Here is an 18,975-nt window from a genome sequence, read left to right on the forward strand (position 1 = left end):
AGTACTCAACCATCGGCCCACGAACGCCGTCGATGGGGAGGTGTCCCCATGAGGTGCCCGTGGTCGTCACGTCGCTACCGCGGGAGCGCGACGTGCAGCTTGCGCGCCCTCCCCGAGACCACGAGGAAGCCGCGTCCCGGCGGGAAGTCCGCGCGGCGGATCCGACCCAGGCCCGTCCCGAGCAGCGTGTCGCCGTCGAGGTCGCCGGGCGTCAGGAGCAGACCGGTGCGCCCCGCCTTGAACGGCTGCGCGATCGCCCACGCCTGGCCCCACGTCGAGGACTCCGCCTCGCCCACGACGAGCTGCTCGGCCCGCGTGGCGGCCCGCACGAACGCGACGAGGGGCTGCTCGGCGGGGGTGCCGGTGAGCTCGGTGACCGACTCGATGAGCACGGTGAGCGTGCCCGGGCGCAGCGACCCGCTCTCGATCGCCTGCGTGAGCGTCTCGAGGAGCGTCACGACCTCCTCGGGCGACGTCGCGACGGTGTCCCACGCGTCGAGTGCCGAGATGCTCGTGCGGCGCGGCGAGAGGTACACGACCCGGCCCGCGCGCGCCCGGCGCACGGCCTGCGCGATGGTGACGAGCGCCGTCGTGCGCCCGCCCCCGGGAGGGCCGGAGAGCATGAACGTGCCGCGCGCGGGGAGCCCGACGGGCGCGATGTCGAGGTCGTCGAGACCGATCGTCGGACGCCCGCCCGTGACCTCGGGCAGCGACTCGAGCGCGAAGCCGTCCGGCAGCCGCTCCACACCCGGCGCCTGCGGGATGCCGAGCCGCGTCATCGCGTCGCGGAGCTTGCCGAGCTCGCGCGCCTGGAGCGCGACGTTCGGGTCGCCGCCGAGCACCGCGACCTGGACCTCGTTCTCGTCGAGGACGCCGCGCCCGGGCGGGGACGTCAGCGACAGCACGTCCTTCGGGACGCCGAGCGTCAGGTAGTCGTCCTCGCTCGCGAGGCGCAGCACGAGCCGCTTCTGGATCGTCGAGCCGAGCGACGTCGGGACCGACGCCGCGCGGTCGCCCGCGACGACGACGTGGACGCCGACCTGGCGCCCGTCGGTCGCGACGGCCGTGAACGCGCCCCACACCGGGAACGCGTGCGCGGGCCGGAACTCGTACGACTCGCGGAACGCACCGATGCCGTCGACCAGGAGCAGGATGCGCGGCTCGTCGGGCGCGTTCGCGAGCCGACGGTACTCGTCCAGGCTGCCGGCGCGGACGGCGGCGTAGCGGGCGGACCGCTCGTCGACGAGGTCGCGCAGGGTGCGCAGGAGGCGCTGGACGCGCTCCTCGTCGTCGCCCGAGATCACGGCGCCGACGTGCGGCAGGTCCTCGAGCATCCGCAGGCCGCTCGCGCCCGCGTCGATCGCGTAGACCTGGACGGGGCCGCCGCGCGCGGTGATGGCGGCCGAGACCGCGATCGTCCGCAGCGTCGCGCTCTTGCCCGACCCGCCCGTGCCGTAGATCGCCATGTTGCCGTCGCGGTCGGGCTCGTAGAACACCGTCGGCTGGGCCTGCGACTTCGGGTCGTCCTCCACGCCGAGCAGCAGCATCGTGTCCGTGCGCGGGTTCGGCAGGCGCGCGAGGTCGTACGTCGGCGCGAGCTCGGCGAGCCACGGCTTGCGCGGCATCGGGACCGCGGCCTCGGTCGCGGCCCGGGAGATCGTCGCGACGACGCGCGCGATGTCGTTGGGGCCCGGGTCGGTGACCTCCTCGACCTCGGGTTCCGGGAGCTCCCAGCGCACGCCGGTGCCGAACGACATCTCCTGCACGTCGATGCGGGGACGCTCGGGGCGCGACGTCGTCCAGCCGCCCGCATAGCCGGTCTGGAACGGCGTGATGCGACCAGGACCGGTCTTCACCGCGCCGCGGCCCGGGATCGACGGGTCGAAGTGCGCGGCCATGGGGATGCCGAGGATGTCCGTCGAGTCATCCTCGTCGGCCATGCGCAGCGCGACGCGCAGGTTCGTGTTGGCGCGCAGGTTGTCCTTGATGACGCCCGCGGGACGCTGCGTGGCGAGGATGAGGTGCAGCCCGAGGGACCGGCCGCGCTGGGCGACGTCCACGACGCCGTCCACGAACTCGGGTACCTCGTTGACCAGCGCCGCGAACTCGTCGACGACGATGAGCAGGCTCGGCGGCGCGTCGGGGTCGCCCGTGCGCTCGAGGGACGCGAGGTCCTTGGCCTTCTTCCGGTTGAGCAGGTGCTCGCGATAGCGCAGCTCGGCGCGCAGCGACGTGAGCGCCCGGCGCACGAGGTGGGGCGAGAGGTCGGTGACGAGCCCGACCGTGTGCGGCAGGTTCACGCAGTCCGCGAACGCGGCGCCGCCCTTGTAGTCGACGAAGAGGAACGTCACGCGGTCCGGGCTGTGCGCCGCGGCCATGCCGAGCACCCACGACTGGAGGAACTCGGACTTGCCCGCGCCCGTCGTCCCGCCCACGAGCGCGTGCGGGCCCTGCGTGCGCAGGTCGAGGTAGAGCGGCTCGGTGCCGGAGTGGCCGACGAGCCCGCGGAGGTTGGTCGGGACGGAGCGCCGCACCGGCGGGGAGCCGTCGCGCGGCGTGAGCGACCCGTTCTCGCGCCACGCGTCGATGAGCCGGCTCGGGTCCTCCGCGAGGGCCGTGCCCGCGAGCGCGAGGTAGGAGACCGAGCGCGGGAGGTCCGAGTCGTCGTCGACGGGCGCGCCGACGTCGACCACGGGGGCCAGGATGCGCGCGACCTCGTGCGCCGTCGCGAGGTCGACCGTCTCGCACGCCACGGGGAACGTCAGGCGGCCGACGCGGACCTCGCCGCTCGTCGCGCCGGCGGTGCCCCCCGGGCCGGCGGTGTCGGCGGTGTGGGCGGTGTCGGCGCTGTCCACGAGCACGAACGTGCGGCACGCGGCCGGGAGCTGCTCGACGGAGGGCGCGACCCACACGACGTGCACGCCGGCGTCCGCGCCGCGCTCGACGAGGCGCGTGAGGCGCGAGCGGTCCACCGGGGCGTCGTCCTCGACGAGCACGACGACGGTCGGCAGGACCGGCTTGGGGGTGTCCTCCCCCTCCTCGGGGTCGATGGGCCCGCGCAGCTCGGCGTGCGTGCCGAGGTCGGCGCCGCGCAGCTCGACGAGGTCCTCGAGCTGGGACAGGAGCGACTGCGCGGCCCCCGGGTTGTCGGCGAGGTGGTCGCCGCCGAGCGGGCTGTGAGGCGACCCGGTGTGCGGGAGCCACTCGAGCCACTCCCAGTCCGCGCGCGAGCGCTGCGACGTCACCGCCGCGAGCACGAGCTCCGACGGCGAGTGCAGGCCCGCGAGCTGGACCAGCACGCCGCGCGCGACGGCGTCGACCGCGGCGCCCGCCCCCGCGACGCCGAGAGCGCCCACGGTCCGCAGCGGCGCGACGACGGGGACGCCGGAGATCGTGGCGCACTGCGTGTGCAGCTTCTCGAGCTCGTTCCAGAACTCCGGCAGCGTGTTGTTCTCGCTCGGCTGCTCGAGCTGCGTGCGCGCGGGCGCGGAGCCGAGCCCGATCCGGACGGAGAGGAACGCGTCGTGCTCCGGGCGGTGCGTCCACAGCAGGCCGCCGAGACGACGGACCGCGTCGACCGTGTCGGCGACCGACGGCGCCTCGGAGAGCCGCACCGCGCGCTCGACCGCGTGCGTGCGGTCGATCGTGTCGCGCATCGCGACGACGGCGGCCTCGAACTGCTCGCGCTGCGCCTTGAGCTTGCGCCGCGCCTGCACCTTCTGGTCGAGGTAGTTGCCGAGCATGAGGATCGGGCTGAGCCCGATGAAGACGATCGACAGGACGTTGCGCGTGACGGAGTAGAGGATCACGCCCATGAGGAGCGGCGCGACCATCGCCAGGTAGGGGAACCGCTGCGGCTCGGGCGGCTGCGGCGGCTTGGGCGCCTTGAGCTTGCGCTCGGGGAAGCGGGCCACGACGCGCGGGGACCGGTTGAACTCCACGACCGGGCTCGTGGGCGCGAGGCTCGTCGTGCGGTGCAGCGCGACGACCGAGACCACGGTCGTCCCGATCGTCACCGTGTCCGCGGACGTGAGCGTCGAGCGCAGCATCCGCTGGCCGCCCATGACCAGGCCGTTCGCGGAGTTCGTGTCCGTGATCTCGATCGTCTCGCCGACCGTGATGCGCGCGTGCCGCTTCGACACCTGGGGGTCGCTCAGGCGGATGTCCATGTTGCGGTCGCGCCCGAGGTAGCTCGTGCCGACCGGCAGCGAGAACTCGCGCCCCGCGTCCGGGCCCTCGAGCACGCGCAGCACGGCGACGGCGGCCCCGCGGTCCTGGCCCGGCGAGTCGAACTGCTCGGAGACCCGCACGATCGAGACGGTCGACCCCGAGCGCAGCCCCGCCTCGACGAGGTCGCTCGTCGGCGACAGCACGCGACCCTGGCCGCTGCCCGACGGCGACGTCCCGACCTGCAGCGTGAGCCGGTCCGGGACGGCGGTGCCCGCGCGTGTCGGGTCGCCCGCGAACAGCGCCTCGGCGACGTCGCGCACCGACGCCGTCGCGTCGGCCGTGACGGCGACGTTCGTCGTGCTGGCGTCGGGGCGGTGCAGCGTGAGCTTGATTCGCACGGGAGTTCCTCGTTCGGGTCCGGGTGGTCAGCGGCGGACGGCGAGCGGTCGACGGGCGCGACCGACCGGAACGCGCGGCGCGCGCTCGCAGGAGCGGGCGGGCTCAGCCGTCGTCGGTCAGGTCGAGCAGGGGCAGGTCGGCCGCCGTCACGAGGCGCGACGCCACGGCGTACTCGACGAGCCGCGCCCGGCGGTTCGTCGCGAGCGCGCCGGGCCCGCCGCGCAGGCCCTTGACGCCGATCCGGTCGAGCTTGTCGCACACGTTGTCGAGCTTGCGGTTGAAGCGCGTCGTCGCCCAGCCGAGCCGAGCCGCCGCCGCGGCGGACGACGGGATCTCCGACAGGCCCGTGCCGTCGCGCCGCAGCATCGGCTCGGCGAGCGCCACGATGAGCTGCTTCTGGCTCGTCGTGAACGTGATCATGCCGATCGTCGTCGCGCCGCCCGCCTCCGGGTCCTCCGAGCGGATCTCCTGGTAGGGCGCGCCGCGCAGCTGCGCGGTGATCTCGTACGTCGTCGGCCCCGCGGTGAACACGATCGACGTCGTCGGGAAGACGATGGGCAGGCGGTTGCCCGGCGAGAGCCACGACTGGACGCCGCCGCCCGAGTCGCACACCGTCGCGGAGATGAGCGACCCCACGTTGGCGAGCCACCAGATGCCGCCCTCGTGCGCGATGCGCAGGAAGCGCCGGTGCAGGTACGGGTTGTCCTCGATCGCGAGGTCCCCGTCGCGCCCGATGTCGAACGGGTCGCCGTCGGTGGACGGGCGGAACCACTCGCCGCAGAACTCGACCGCCAGCTCGCTCATGCCGCCTCCCCCGTGACGCACGTCTTCTGCGGCGCGGCCGAGACCTTGCCGTCCCGGTCGACGATGACCTCGATGCACACCTGCTCGCCGGGCTTGGCCCGGAGCTCGACCGACGTCTTGTCGAAGTTCTCCTTGAACGGCGTCTCCTCGATCGGGTCGATCTTGCGCCACCAGAAGGAGTCGTCCTCGAGCGCCTTGTCCGAGTCGTAGGCCCACGTGAACGTCGCGACCTCGCGCGCCGGGTCGTAGGTGCCGACGAGGTCGTTCACCGGGGGCACGAGGTCGCCGAGGTTGTCCGACGGGACGAAGTCGTCGTCGGGCGCGGTCGAGCTCTCGCCGCCCGCGGTGGTCTCCGTGTCGTCCGGCGTCGCGTCGGGGCGCAGGAGGAAGAACCCCCCGACGGCGACCGCGACGCCGACGACGCCCGCGACCGTCGCCCAGAGCGCACCACGCCCCGAGCGCTGCTCCTGCGGGGACGCGTCGTCGGCCCCCTGCTCCGGCCCGGCGGTCCGGTGCACGGTGTCCTCGACGGGCGGGGTCCCCCAACCGCCGGGACGCCGCGCTCCCGGGTACATCCGGGACGGGTCCGTGAGCTCCGCGACGGACGCACCACCCTGCCCGACGGCGGTCGTCGGCACGGTGCCGGACGTCCCCGCCGCCGGCCCCTGGTCCCACGCGGCGGGCGCGTACGGCACCTGCGGGCGGTACGGCGCCGGCTGCCCGGGCGCGGTGCCTGGCGCGACGGTCTGCCCCGGCCACGCGCCGGGCGGGACGGTGTGCAGCGGGGTCGTCGGCTGCGTCGGACGGCCGGGCGCGACGGGCCCAGCGGACGTCCCGGTCCCGGACGGGTCGATCGAGACGACCTGGCGCAGGCGCGTCCCGGCGTCGTCGTCCGGCTCCTCCTCCTGGACGTGGCCCGAGTCGTCGAGCAGGTCGATCGGCGTCACCGCGTACGACAGCTCGTTCTGCACCTGCTGGAGGGCGCGCGCGAACGCGAGGACCGTCGGGTAGCGCGACGCCGGGCTCTTCGCCATCGCCGTCGCGAGCACGCGCTCGAGCGAGGCGGGGACGTCGGTGCGGCCCGTCGGGGGCAGCGGCGAGCCCTCGATGCGCGAGATGAGGTTCGCGCTCGAGTTCGACCCCCCGGGCACCTCGAACGGGGTGCGCCCGGCGAGCAGCGTGTACGTCGTCGCGGCGAGCGCCCAGACGTCCGTCGCGATGCCGCTGCGCGGGGGCTCCGCGAACGACTCCGGCGGTGACCACGGGATCGACATGCCCTCGGCGCGTGCCGCGTCGTCGACCGTGGACGAGATGCCGAAGTCCGTGAGCGCGGGGTGCCCGTACTCGGTGACGAGGATGTTCGCGGGCTTGATGTCGCGGTGCAGGATCCCGGCGCGGTGCGCCGTCTCGACGGCACCGGCGATCTGGACGGCCGTGCGCAGCGCCTCCGCGACGGGGAGCCGCTCGGTGCGGTAGCGCGCGCCGAGGTTGGGCCGCGAGCAGTACTCCATCGCCAGGTACGGGCGGCCGTCGTCCGCGATGTCCGCCTCGTACATCGTGACGATCGACGGGTGCGTCGAGAGCGTGGCCATGAGGTCGGCCTCGGCGTCGAACGCCGCGCGCTGCGAGTGGCTCGACCACTCGTGCAGCAGGACCTTCACCGCGACGCGGCGGCGCGGGCGCTGCTGCTGGTACAGGAAGACGTCCGAGAACCCGCCCGAGCCGATGAGCGAGACGTACTCGAAACCGCGGATCTCCGGTGGTGGGGACGGTGCGCGCTTGCTGCTCACCGGATCCCCTCGAACCGCAGGGTCACGCCGTCGCCCAGGTCGGCGACGTCGCCGTCGACGACGAGGACCGGCTCGGACGGGTGCAGGCGCCGCGGCGGCTGGCCGCCGCGCAGGAGCGTGGTCCCGTTCGTCGTCGCCATGTCGCTGACGAGGACGTGCCAGCCCTCGAGCGTGATCTCCAGGTGCGAGCGCGAGATGTCCTGCTGCGGGCTCGGCACCGTGACGAGGCGCGGCAGCTCCGCGGCCTGGGTGCGCGGCGAGCGCGGGCGACGGCCCACGACGACGGGCCGGTCGAGCTCGAGCGTCTGGCCCGTCGACACCACGACCCGGCCGAGCGGCGGGCGCACGGCGAGCTCGGCGTCGCCGTCGAGCGGGGCGTCGCACACGGCGCACGTGTCGCGCGACGGCTGGTTCGCGTGGCCCTCGGGGCACGTGCGCGCGAGGATCTGCTGCTGCCCGGGCGCGGGCGGCGGGCTGAAGGACGGGACAGGGGGCGGCGCGGGCGCGTCGTCGGCCACCGGCTCCTGGGCCGCCGCGCGCAGGTCGGCGATCGCCGAGGAGAGCACGGTGTGGCCGTCGTGGTCGAGACCGGCGACGGGCGCGTCCTGCCCGGGCTCGTCGTCGGGCGTGACGGTCGCCGCCCGGTGCGCGGCGGCGGGCGTCGCGCCCGTCCACTCGCGCGGGACGCCGGCGATGAGGCCGTCCGGCGCGGGCGGCGGGGCGGGCACGGGTGCCTCGTCCGCCGGCGGGGCCGGGACGGCCGGGGGCGCGGGCGGCACCGGGGCGGACGACGCGGGCTCGTCGGCCTCGTCCGTCTCCTCGTCCTCCGCGGCGCGGACCGCGGCGTCCTCGACGGTCCGCAGGATGGTGGAGCCCCACAGGTGGGCGTAGTCGTCGTCCTCCTCCGGCGGCGCCTCGGAGACCGGCGCTGCCGGCTCCGCGACGGGCGCCGGCTCGGCGGCGTCGGGCTGCGGCGCGATCGTCTCCTCCGGGAGCCGGAGCGTCGCCCCGAGCCCGCCGAGGACCGTCGTCGCCGACGGCGCCGCGGGCGCCTCGGCGAGCGTCGCGGTCTCCGCGGCGGAGTGGTGTGCGCCCGGTCCCGCGAGCGGCTCGGGGCGGGCGGCCCCATCCGTCTCCGGGGCGGCGAGCGGGCGGCCGTCGGCTCCGGCGTCGGGACCGAGGTCGTCGCTGCCCCGGTCCTCGCTGCCGGTCGCGGCGGGCTGCTCCGGCCGCTCGACGAGCGGCCACGCGACCGCGGCCGCGAGCACCACGCCCGACTCGAGCGGCACGGAGAGCGCATCCCCGAGGAGCGGCCCGCCGGGCGGGGCGGGCTCGACGGGCACGACGCCCGCGTCGGCCTGGACGAGCAGCTCGACGACGTCGTCCAGGACCCGCTCCGACCAGGTGGTGACGCCCTCGCCCTCGACCTGGACGCGGTCGCCGCCGTCGAGCTCGAGCGTGACGGAGAGGCGGCCGCGCGCGGCCACGTGGACGCGGCGGCCGGTGACGACCGCGACGACGAACGGGGGCACCGTGCGCAGGCTCGACCCGAACGCGCCCGTGAGGACCTGGAGGACCTCGACGACGCCCGCGTCGGTGCCGAGCTGGTCCCACACCTGCTCGACGAGCGAGGGCTCCACCGGTGCGGGCAGCACGACGACCGCGCCCCCGCGCACCACGGTGCGTGCCGTTCCGGTGACGTAGCGCAGCGTCACGTCAGACCCCCGATCTGCAGACGAACATCCCTGGGCAGCGTGTCCTCGTCGACGACCGGACCCGGCGCCCCCGCCTGGTCCCGCGGTGTCGTGCTCCCGCCGCTCGTGTCGTCGGACACGCCCGTCGCGTCGACGACGACGACTGTGATGTTATCCCGGCCACCGGCGGCGATGGCCTCGTGGACCAGCCGCTCGGCGGCGGCCTGCGGGTCCGGCGTGGCGAGGAGGACCTCCGCGATCCGCTCGTCGGACAGCTCGCCGGTGAGGCCGTCGGAGCAGACGAGCACGCGGTCGTGCCGCTCGATGGGCAGGTACCAGAAGTCGGCCTGCGGGGCGTTGCGCGAGCCGAGCGCGCGCGTGACGACGTGCCGCCGCGGGTGCGTGAGCGCCTCGGTCGGGGTGAGGAGACCGGCGTCGACCATCTCCTGCACCTCCGAGTGGTCCACGCTCACCTGCTCCAGCCGACCGCCCGCCAGGTGGTAGGTCCGCGAGTCGCCGACGTTGACGACGAGCCAGTACGGGTTGCCGTCCTGCTCGGAGACGACGACGCCCGTGACGGTCGTGCCGGCGCCGCGGCCCGGCTCGGTGACGATCGCCTGCACGTTCTCCTGCGCGACCGCGATCCGGGTCCGCACCTCCTCGGGCGTGACGACCTCGAGGTCGGCGAGCGGGCGCAGGGCCTCGACGGCCGTCGCGCTCGCGACCTCGCCCGCCTCGTGCCCGCCCATGCCGTCGGCGACGAAGAACACGGAGCGCGCGGCGAGGAAGCGGTCCTCGTTGAGGAGGCGGCGGGCGCCACGGTGCGACGCCGCGCCCCAGGCCAGGTGCACCTCGGCGGGCTGGTCGGTGGTCACGAGACTCCCGGGTGGACGACGAGGCGACGGTCGCCCACGTGGATGGTCGCGCCGACGGGGACGCGCACGCGTGTCCCGGGCTCGGCGACACGGGGCGGTGATCCGGGCACCGAGACGACGGTGCCGTTCGTCGAGCCGCGGTCGGTGAGCCACAGGCCGCTCGGGTCGACGCGCAGCTCGGCGTGCGTCTTGGAGACGGAGCGCGTCGGGTCGTCGACCGCGACGAGCGTCCACGGGCCGTCGTCGGGCGCCTGCGGGTTGCGGCCGACGAGGGTCGGACGGTCGACGGTGCGCCGCTCCCCCGACTCGAGCTCGAGGACGACGGCCACGTCCGGCGCGGGGTCCATCGCGCGCACGTCGCGCGCGGACATCCGGGTGCTGTCCCACTCGGGCTCGGCCGCCTCGGGGGCCGCCGGTGCGGCGGCAGCCGCCGGGGCGGGCGCGGGCACCGGGGCGGGCGTCGGTGCGGGGGCAGGTGGGGGCGCGTCGGGTGCGGGCGGCGGGGCGGAGGCACCGCCCCCGACGCCGGGGACGCCCGTGATGAGGCCGCCCTCGGCGGGCGCGGGCGTGGACGGGAAGGCCCACGGGTCCGGCACGGGGGCGGACGCCGTCGGCACCGCCCCTGCCGCCTCGTCGGGACGGGCGGGCGAGGCGGCAGACGGCGGCGGCGCGAACGACGCGGCGGGGGTCGCGGCCGACGGGGCGGGCGGGCGCCCGGCGTCGGGCACCGGGTACGACGCCGTGTGGCCGCCCGGGGCGGCGGGATACCCGGCCGGGGCGCCGTACGCCGCCGGGCCGCGCTCCACGAGCGAGGCGACGCCGTCGTACCCCGAGGACGCGGGGGCGACGCCGCGCACGTCGAGCACGAGCGACCGGCCCGCCTTGTCGTGCCAGCCCTGCGACCGGCCCGAGGAGTCGAAGCGCGGGCTGAGCAGCACGACGAGGATCCCGCCCAGCGGCACGACCCCGACGATGATCCAGCGCAGCGCCGCGCGCCCGAACCCGACCGGACCGCGCGTCCCCGCGTCCACCGTGCGGACGCCGGTCGCGAGGTTGCCGAGCGTCTTGCCCGTCGAGCCCTCCCAGAACCACACCCCGACCCACCACGCGAGCGCGAGCACCGCGGCCGCCACGTAGACGAGGAGGATCTTGCCGAGCAGCGCGGCGGCCTCGTCCTGTGTCACCGTCTGCACGCTGCCCAGCGGCGCGCCCACGATCGCGAGGCCGGCCACGAGCACCACGAGCGCCACGACGGACGGCACGGCCACGTCGACGACGTACGCGAGGAAGCGGCGCCCGGTCCCCGCGAACGGCGCGGCCGCGAGGGACGACGGCGACGCCCCGGACGAGACCGGGGCGAAGGCCTTCTGCGTCGCCGCGTAGACCTCGGGCTCGGTCGTCGTGTCCGGGGTCGCGTGCGCGACGGCGGCGTACGGCAGCTCCGGGCCACCGGGGCCCCCGCGGCCGGCGACGGCCTGGACCCCGCCGACCGGGCCGGACGACGGTGCGGCGACGGGCCGGCCCGTCCGCGGGAAGGGCTGCCCGCACACCGCGCAGAACGCGGCCCCCGGGGACTGCGCGGACCCGCAGGCGGGGCACGTCACGTCGCTCATGACTCGTCTCCCTGTCGTCTCGACGGCCCCGACGACGACCCTGCCGCCGGCGGCACGGCGCCACCCCGCGCCCCGGCGCGGCGGCCGGGCAGCCACCGGCGCAGGCCCGCGGAACCGCCGCCCGCGCGCACGGACCGCAGCGAGAGCGCGGCACGCACGCGAGCGCGACGGTTCACGGAGGAGCGTAGCCCTCCGACGACGGAGTCGACGTCCGCCCAGAACGCCTCGATCTCCTGCTCCGTCGGCTCCCCGGTGCCGAAGACGGTCGCGTCCGCGCGGTGCGCGAGCGGGATGGTCGCCGTGGCGCCGTACGCCTGCGCGAGCACCCCCGCGCCCTCGCGGCGTGTCGAGCCGGCGGGGACGGGCGTCCCGAGGTCGGTCGCGGCGTCGAGCACCTCGCGCCAGCCGCCGCTCACGCGGTCGACGGGCCGTTCCGCGGTGCGGCGCCGGGCCCGGCGCCGCGCCTTGTAGGCGAGCACGAGCACGATCGGCAGCGCGAGCAGCGCGAGGGGCACGACCACGGCGACGCCGATGAGGACGGCCTGGCCCCAGTCGAACCCGTCGCTGTCGGCCTTCTCCTTCTCCTCGTCGTCGATCTTCCCGGCCTCGGCCTCGGCGGGCTCCTCCGGCGGCTCCGGGTCCTCGAGGATCGGGGGCTTGGGCACCTGGAGGCTCTTCGGCTCCGGCTGGATCTTGTTGTCCTCGTCCGGGATCGCCGTGATCGGCACCCAGCCGTGCCCGACGAACGGCACCTCGGCCCACGCGTGCACGTCGGTCCCGGTCGCGGTGTACGGCTCGCCCGGCTCGAGCGGGTTCTTCTCCAGGTCGGGGTAGAAGCCCATGACGACCCGCGCGGGGATGCCTGCCTGGTTGGCCATGAGGGCGAGCGCGACGGCGAACTGCTCGTCGTCGCCCACCATCTCCTCGTCGGCGAGCAGCGTGTCGATCCGTTCCGCCGAGTGGCCCGGTCGCGACGGCGGCTGCGTGTCGAGCCCGCTCGAGAAGATGCCGCTCGCGACGAGGCCGTCGCGCAGCGCGAAGAGCTGGTCGACCGGCTCGGTCTCCTCGCCCATGAACTGCGCGGCCTTGCCCGCGAGCGACGCGGGCAGCACGCCCTTCGGCGGGGTGGGGACCTGCACGGACTGGTCGATCGCCCCCGCGCGGAGGTCGTCCTCGGTCGGCTCGGCCGTGACGAGCGTGTCGAGCGTGTAGGTGTCGCCCGGGCGCAGCCCGGCGGTCGACAGCGCCGTGCCGGTCGTCGCGTTGTAGTACGTCGTGTCGCCGAGCTCGCGCGCCCGCTCGCCGGTGTAGGTGATGCCCGCGAGCTGGCCGGCGTCGGGCACCCACACCCCGGTGTAGTCGCCGACCTGGACGTCGAGGCGCGTCGGCGTGCCGGGCGCGACCGTCGCGATCTCCTGGCCCGCACGCGTGTAGACGCCCGAGCCGGGCAGCCCGCTCGAGACGTCGTAGACGACGCCGTTGTACGTGTCGAGCGCGGCGAGGCGGACCTTCGCGCCCGGGGGCAGGCCCCGCACGGTGAACAGCTCGTCCTCGCGCATGTCCTTGGCGTACTTGCGGAACGCCGTGAGCGGGCTGACGTACTGGTGCAGGTCGAGCGGCGGGACGACCGTCTCGCGCAAGACCGTGCGCGGGTCGTCGGGCAGGAGCGCGGGGGCCGCGAACGCCGCCGCGACGCCCCCGACGACGAGCATCGCCGCGCCCGTACGCACGCGGTGCCACCAGAGGCGCCGGGTCGCGGCGCGGCTCGCCTCCGTCGTGATCTGGTGCGCGCCGAGCCGCGCGGCGGTGACGCGCCACCCGGCCCAGAGCAGGCCGACGCCGCCGAGCACGAGGCCCTGTGCGACCGGGTACGCCGCGATGACGGTCCCGAGCAGGATGACCGCCACGAACGCGACGGCCACCGGCACGAGCGCCCACGCGGCACGGCGCGCGCGCCACGCGATCGTGCCCGCGAGGAGCCCCGTGACGAGCATGAGGAGGTACGGGACGACGGCGAGGTGCGGGAACGAGTGCAGCGGCGGGACCGTCGTGACGAACTCCTTCCAGCCCGTCACCGCCCCCCGCGCGAGGTCGGAGATCGTCGCGAGCGACGGGAGCACGCCGCCGATCGCGTCGGCGGGCAGGGCGAGCACGCCACCCAGGAGGAGGTACGCGAGGACCGCGACCGGGAGCACGGTGTAGGCCGCCCAGCGCCGCCAGGCGCCGAGCCACGCGACCCCGAGACCGACGACGGCGCCCCCCGCCGCGGGGAGCAGGTAGCCCGAGGAGCCCCAGACGGGGCCGAACCCGACGACCGTGGCGCCGAGGACGAGGACGAGCGCGAGCGCGTCGACGGCGCCGAGCGCCGTGAGGGCGCGCGGGGTGTCGGCGCCCCGCAGCCGGGTGGTGTTCCGCTGCGACGTGCCGGACGAGGGCGCCGGGGTGCCGACCGGCGTGGCGCGGCGCGAGCCGCGCGTCGTGGTGCTGGGAGCGCTCATCAGTCGTTCAGCCTCCGCAGGGCGAGGGGGAGCTCGCCGAGCTCGCCGATGGTGAGGACGACGAGCTCCGCGATGGCGTGCCGGCTGAGGGACGCGCCGGGCACGCACTGGATCGCCATGACGCGCACGTCCTGCGGCAGGCGCGCCGACGCCGCGCGGAGCTCCGTCGGGGTGACCCGGCTCCCGACGATGAACGCCACGACCGACGCGTCCGTGATCGTCAGGCCCGCGACGCGCGCGACGTCGACGAGCGACGTCCGCTGCGACTGCGTCTCCACGCGCGCGAGGTCGTCGAGGAGGCGCGTGCGGTGGTCGCCACGCAGGGAGCCGTCGTTGACGAGGACGGTGACGCCGCGGTCCTCCTTGATCGCCTGCAGCCCGAGCGACCCGCACGCGCTCACGGCGAGCTCGAACTCGTCGTCGTGCGCGTAGTCCTCGGCCCGCGTCGAGAGCAGCACCGCGAGGTGCGAGCGCCGCGTCTCCTCGAACTGGCGGACCATGAGCTGACCCGTGCGGGCCGTCGTCTTCCAGTGGATGTGACGGCGGTCGTCGCCGGGCACGTAGTCGCGCAGCGCGTGGAACGACACGTCGGAGTTCGAGATGTCGGTGGTCACGCGGCCCTCGAGGTCCTTGAGGAAGCCGGTCGACGAGCCGGACAGGTTCTTGACCCGCGGGTGGACGAAGAGCTCCTCCGGCTCGGTCCACACGACCTCGCGGCGCAGGAGCCCGAGCGGGTCGGCCCGCACCGAGCGCACCGGTCCGACGGAGATGACCGACCGCCGGTGGGTCGGCACGGTGAAGATCTCCTCGTGGCTCCCCTGCGGACGCAGGCGCGGCACGGGGAACGTCGCCATGCCCTGCCCCACGGGCAGCTCCATGACCGACGGGAGCAGCGGGCGGGCCGAGTCGTTGCGGACGTCGAGCCGGCCCACCGCGCGGTCCCCCACCGTGACACGCTGCTGCGCGAGGTCGAGCACGACGGCGTACCGGAAGCGCCCCAGGACGAACGCCACGGCCGCGAGCAGCGCGACCGTGAGCAGGACCGCCACGACGAGCAGCTCGAGCCACGACAGCGCCAGCCCCGCCCACCAGCACGCGACCGTGACGACGAGCGCGGCCCAGCCGAACGGGCTGACGGCGGACGTCACGGGCCGGACCGTTCGCGCGGCGGGCGCGAGCGCACGCCCGACCGGCGCGGTGATCCGCGCGAGGGGTGCGGCCAGGGGGCGGAGCAGCCCGGCGAGGGCGAACCCCGCGCGGGGTGCGCCCGGGCGGCCGCCGCTGGCGGTGCGGCCGGAGCGGGCGCTCGGGCGACCGCTGGTCGGGCCGGGGGTGGCGTTCATGGCATGAGCTCTCGGTCGGTGCGGGGCCGTGGATCCGCCGGCGGCGGGACGGCGTGCGGCCGGCGTGCGGGACGCCGGTCGCCTCAGGCGCTGCGGCGCTCCTGCGGCGCCGCGACGTCGGCGAGCAGGCGGCCGAGCACGGCCTCGTTCGACGCGCCCGCGAACTCGGCCTCGGGGTCGAGCACGAGGCGGTGCGCCCACGTCGGCTGCGCCAGCTCCTTGACGTCGTCCGGCAGGACGTAGTTGCGCCCGTGCGCGGCGGCCCACACCTTCGCGCAGCGCACGAGGGCGAGCGCACCACGGACGGAGACGCCGACGCGCACCTCCGGCGCGTTGCGCGTCTCCTCGGCGAGCCGCGAGACGTACTCGAGCACCGCGCCGTCGACGTGCACGCGCGCGCCGAGCTCGGCCATCTCCGTCACGGCCTGCGTCGTGATGAGCGGCTGGAGCGTCTTGCTCCGGTCGCGGACCGACGCCCCGGAGAGGATCTCGACCGTCGAGGCGTGGTCCGGGTAGCCGATCGACGCCTTCATGAGGAAGCGGTCGAGCTGCGCCTCGGGCAGGCGGTACGTCCCGGCCTGCTCGATGGGGTTCTGCGTCGCGATGACCATGAACGGGCGGCCGACCTCGTGGCCGACGCCGTCGACCGTGACCCGGCCCTCCTCCATGACCTCGAGGAGCGCGGACTGCGTCTTGGGCGAGGCGCGGTTGATCTCGTCCGCGAGGACGATGGACGCGAAGATCGGGCCCTGGTGGAACTCGAACTTCCCCGTCTTCTGGTCGTAGATCGTCACGCCCGTCACGTCGGACGGCAGGAGGTCCGGGGTGAACTGGATGCGGTTGTTCGTGCCCTGGACGCTCGCGGCGAGGGCGCGCGCGAGCGAGGTCTTGCCGGTGCCGGGCGCGTCCTCGAGGAGGATGTGGCCCTCGGAGAGCATGCACGTCAGGGTCAGGCGCACCACGTGCGCCTTGCCCAGGACGGCCTGGCCCACGTTGCCGACGAGGCGGTCGAAGGTCTGAGCGAACCAGGTGGCCTGCTCGGGGGTCATGGTGGTCATTCGTCGCTTCCGTTCGCTGTGCTGTCCGAGGTGGGGCGCGGTCCGCGCTAGTACCACGTCATGGTGTTCGTGCTCCCGATGGTCGTCTCGATCCGCGCCGAGCCGCCCGGCTGGCCGTAGACGCACTGCTGGCCGCCGGAGTAGTTCCCGTTCCCGTCCGTCTGCAGGGCGCGGCCCTGGGCGTCGCGACTGTAGTTGCCGGAGCCGATCTGCGACCCGCCGCCGTAGCACGTCACCCGGAACGCGGTGTTGGCCGGACCGTCCTTGATGGTGAGGTAGAGCTCGGCGCACGACGAGTGGCTGCAGTACCCCGGCCACTTGCCGTCAGGGAGCTTGTGGTTGCTCCCCTTGCTCACCGTGAGGACGGGCTCGGGCTTCTTGTCGGACGTCGCCGACCTGCACGTCTCCTTCGCGGCGCCCTCCGTCGGGATGACCCGGACGCAGATCTCGCGCGTCTCGGAGTAGCCCACCGAGAGGCTCCCGGATCCCTGCTTCTGGTCCGACTGGACGGCGCCGCGCACCTGCACGGAGTAGCCCCGCCCGTTGCCCGCGGTCGACCAGCTGTACGTGATCGAGCGGTCGCCGCCGTTCATCGACACCTCCGGCGCCGGGATGGGCCCGTAGGGCGACTCCTCGTTCGCCGTCGCCGCCGCCCCCGGCTCGCGCGCGCCGTCGACACCCGCGACCGCGCGTACCGCGATCCGGTACGGCTTGCCGTTCGACAGGCCGCCGACGACCTTGTTCGCGCCGAGCGCCTGCCAGCCGCCGCCGGCGTCGTACTGGTAGGTGATCTCGTCGGCCCGCACGCCGTTGCCCGACGCCGCGCCGAACGACAGCTGGATCTCGCCGTTCGCGCCGTTGGCGTCGGCGCTGAGGTTCGACACCGCTCCAGGCTTCGCGAACGCGCGCACCGGGTCGGACGCGGGCGAGAACTCGGCGTCGCCGAGCTTGTCCGTCGCCTTGTTGTGCGCACGCACGCGGAACGCGTACCCGGTCGTGTCCGCCGGGACGCCGATCGTGGTGGACGTCGCGCCGCCGTCGGCGGTCGCGGTCTGCACGACGCTCCCGCCCCGCAGCGCCTCGATCGTGTACCGCGTGAGCGGGGCGCCGTTGCCGTCCGGGGCGCCCCACGAGACCTGCATCTGCGACGTGTCGCCGATCGAGGTGCGCTGCACCGCCGGCTTGGCCGGCGCTGCCGGCTTGCCCGCCGGCGTCTCGGCCGCCGAGTAGTCACCCCAGTCCGAGGGGTCGGGGGCGAGGTTCACGGCCTGGGCACGCACCTTGTAGGCGACGCCGTTCTGCAGGCCGTCCCACGTCACCGACGTCCCGGTCAGGGCCGTCTTCTGCACGGCTCCGCCCGGAGGCGCGGGCGAGATCTCGAGGTTGACGGCCTGGATCGGCGAGCGGTCGGTGTAGGTCTTGTTGGTCCAGGTGACGGTGAGGGACGTGTCGCCGAACTCGAGGGTGGGTGCGGCGGGCGGGTCGGGCTTCTCGTCGGGTCGGGCGACGGCGGAGGCCGGGGAGGCGGGTCCGTCGCCGACGGCGTTGGTCGCGTAGACGGTGAAGGTGTACTCGACGTTGTTGGTCAGGCCGTCCAGGGTGCAGGTGGTGGTGCCGCAGGCCTTCTCGTAGCCGTTCTGGGAGCGCACGGTGTAGCCGGTGATGTCGGCGCCGTTGTTGTTCGGCGGGTCCCAGGTGAGCACGACGGTCTTGGAGCGGACCTCGAGGACCTGCGGGGTCGCGGGCGCCTCGGGCTTGCCCAGGACCTTGAGCTGCACGCGGCCCTCGACCTCGCGGTCGGGGTCCTTCGTCGCGTCCTGGATCCGGTACCGGACCACCATGACCCCGACGAAGTCGTCGCGCGGCGTGACGGAGACCTGGTCGCCCGCGACGGAGGCGGTCCCCTGGCCCGTCTCCACCACGGCGTCGACGAGGGTCAGCGGCGTGTCGGGGAACGGGTTGGAGTCGTTGGCCAGGACGGGCACGGTGACGGCCTTGCCCTGGTGGGCGTCGTCGACGGTGTCGGGGTTGGCGCGGGCCAGGGGCCGGGTGGAAGCCACGACGGTCAGGGTCGCGGTGCCCTCGACCGGGGGGTGCTCGCCGTCGGTGACGGTGATCGGGACCTGCACGACCGAGCCCTTGGGCACGTCCGGGGTCGCCTGGGCGCGCAGCGTGGTGCCCTCGACGGACACGGTCACGCCCTGGGCCTGGCCGGTGGCCCGGAACGTCAGGGGGTCGCCGTCGGGGTCGGTCGCGAAGCGCGCGAGGTCGATCGAGGCCTCCTCGCCCGCCGCGACGTCGAGCGTCGGGGTCGACAGCTCCGGCGGCAGGTTCTCCGGCGGGAGCACCTGCACGGGGATCGTCAGGACGTTCGTCCGACCCTCCGGGTCGTCCGGGCCCGACCCGTCCGTCACCTCGAACGACACCGACGCCGGGCCGGTGTAGTCCGCGTCCGGCGTGTACACGATCTCGGTCACGGACGGGACCTGCCGGTCCCCCTCGGTGACCTTGACCTTGTCCTCGGTCGTCAGCCGCGGGGAGCGGCCCTCGACGACGAGCACGTGCTCGGTGAGGTCGATGGGGAGCGACTCCCCCGCCAGCACCTCGAGCTGCGTGCCCGGACGCAGCGTGGGCTTCTGGTCGGTGAGGCCGGGGACCTTGACGAAGGCCTTGGCGGTCAGGCCGTCGATGTCGGTCGCGGTGTAGGTGATGACCTGGCGGCCCTCGGTGA

General features: G+C 75.0%; 10 protein-coding genes. All 10 read right to left on the minus strand.

Translation table 11 applies throughout. The features are described from left to right. Positions 1–74: 74 nt before the first annotated feature. Positions 75–4,568: an FtsK/SpoIIIE domain-containing protein gene (locus ACZ4MO_RS05545; protein WP_175007816.1), complete on the minus strand. Its 4,494-nt coding sequence runs from the start codon at positions 4,566–4,568 to the stop codon at positions 75–77. 103 nt (positions 4,569–4,671) lie between these two features. Further along, positions 4,672–5,373 (minus strand): hypothetical protein, encoded by a 702-nt coding sequence (locus ACZ4MO_RS05550; RefSeq protein ID WP_043654136.1) that lies wholly within the window; start codon positions 5,371–5,373, stop codon positions 4,672–4,674. Further along, positions 5,370–7,163 (minus strand): protein kinase domain-containing protein, encoded by a 1,794-nt coding sequence (locus ACZ4MO_RS05555; protein WP_175007815.1) that lies wholly within the window; start codon positions 7,161–7,163, stop codon positions 5,370–5,372. Before ACZ4MO_RS05555 ends, ACZ4MO_RS05550 begins: the two co-directional genes overlap by 4 nt. Further along, the gene (locus ACZ4MO_RS05560; RefSeq protein ID WP_499278628.1) at positions 7,160–8,878 is read right to left on the minus strand and encodes an FHA domain-containing protein; all 1,719 of its coding nucleotides are present in this window, start codon (positions 8,876–8,878) and stop codon (positions 7,160–7,162) included. Before ACZ4MO_RS05560 ends, ACZ4MO_RS05555 begins: the two co-directional genes overlap by 4 nt. Further along, the gene (locus ACZ4MO_RS05565; protein ID WP_175007813.1) at positions 8,875–9,732 is read right to left on the minus strand and encodes a protein phosphatase 2C domain-containing protein; all 858 of its coding nucleotides are present in this window, start codon (positions 9,730–9,732) and stop codon (positions 8,875–8,877) included. The genes ACZ4MO_RS05560 and ACZ4MO_RS05565 overlap by 4 nt, the downstream gene beginning before the upstream one ends. Then, positions 9,729–11,345, minus strand: a complete 1,617-nt coding sequence (locus tag ACZ4MO_RS05570; RefSeq protein WP_175007812.1) for an RDD family protein — start codon at positions 11,343–11,345, stop codon at positions 9,729–9,731. The genes ACZ4MO_RS05565 and ACZ4MO_RS05570 overlap by 4 nt, the downstream gene beginning before the upstream one ends. Next, the gene (locus ACZ4MO_RS05575; RefSeq protein ID WP_175007811.1) at positions 11,342–13,843 is read right to left on the minus strand and encodes a transglutaminaseTgpA domain-containing protein; all 2,502 of its coding nucleotides are present in this window, start codon (positions 13,841–13,843) and stop codon (positions 11,342–11,344) included. The genes ACZ4MO_RS05570 and ACZ4MO_RS05575 overlap by 4 nt, the downstream gene beginning before the upstream one ends. Next, positions 13,843–15,186 carry a DUF58 domain-containing protein gene (locus tag ACZ4MO_RS05580; RefSeq protein WP_255436992.1) on the minus strand — a complete coding sequence of 448 codons (1,344 nt, stop codon included), beginning with the start codon at positions 15,184–15,186 and terminating at the stop codon, positions 13,843–13,845. Before ACZ4MO_RS05580 ends, ACZ4MO_RS05575 begins: the two co-directional genes overlap by 1 nt. Positions 15,187–15,269: 83 nt before the next feature. Next, positions 15,270–16,244, minus strand: coding sequence for an AAA family ATPase (locus ACZ4MO_RS05585; RefSeq protein ID WP_186810340.1), 975 nt, complete (start codon positions 16,242–16,244; stop codon positions 15,270–15,272). A gap of 47 nt (positions 16,245–16,291) precedes the next feature. Then, positions 16,292–18,975: fibronectin type III domain-containing protein (locus ACZ4MO_RS05590; protein WP_499278629.1), on the minus strand; the 2,684-nt coding region annotated here is incomplete at its 5' end.

The sequence above is a fragment of the Sphaerisporangium cinnabarinum genome (assembly GCF_055567015.1).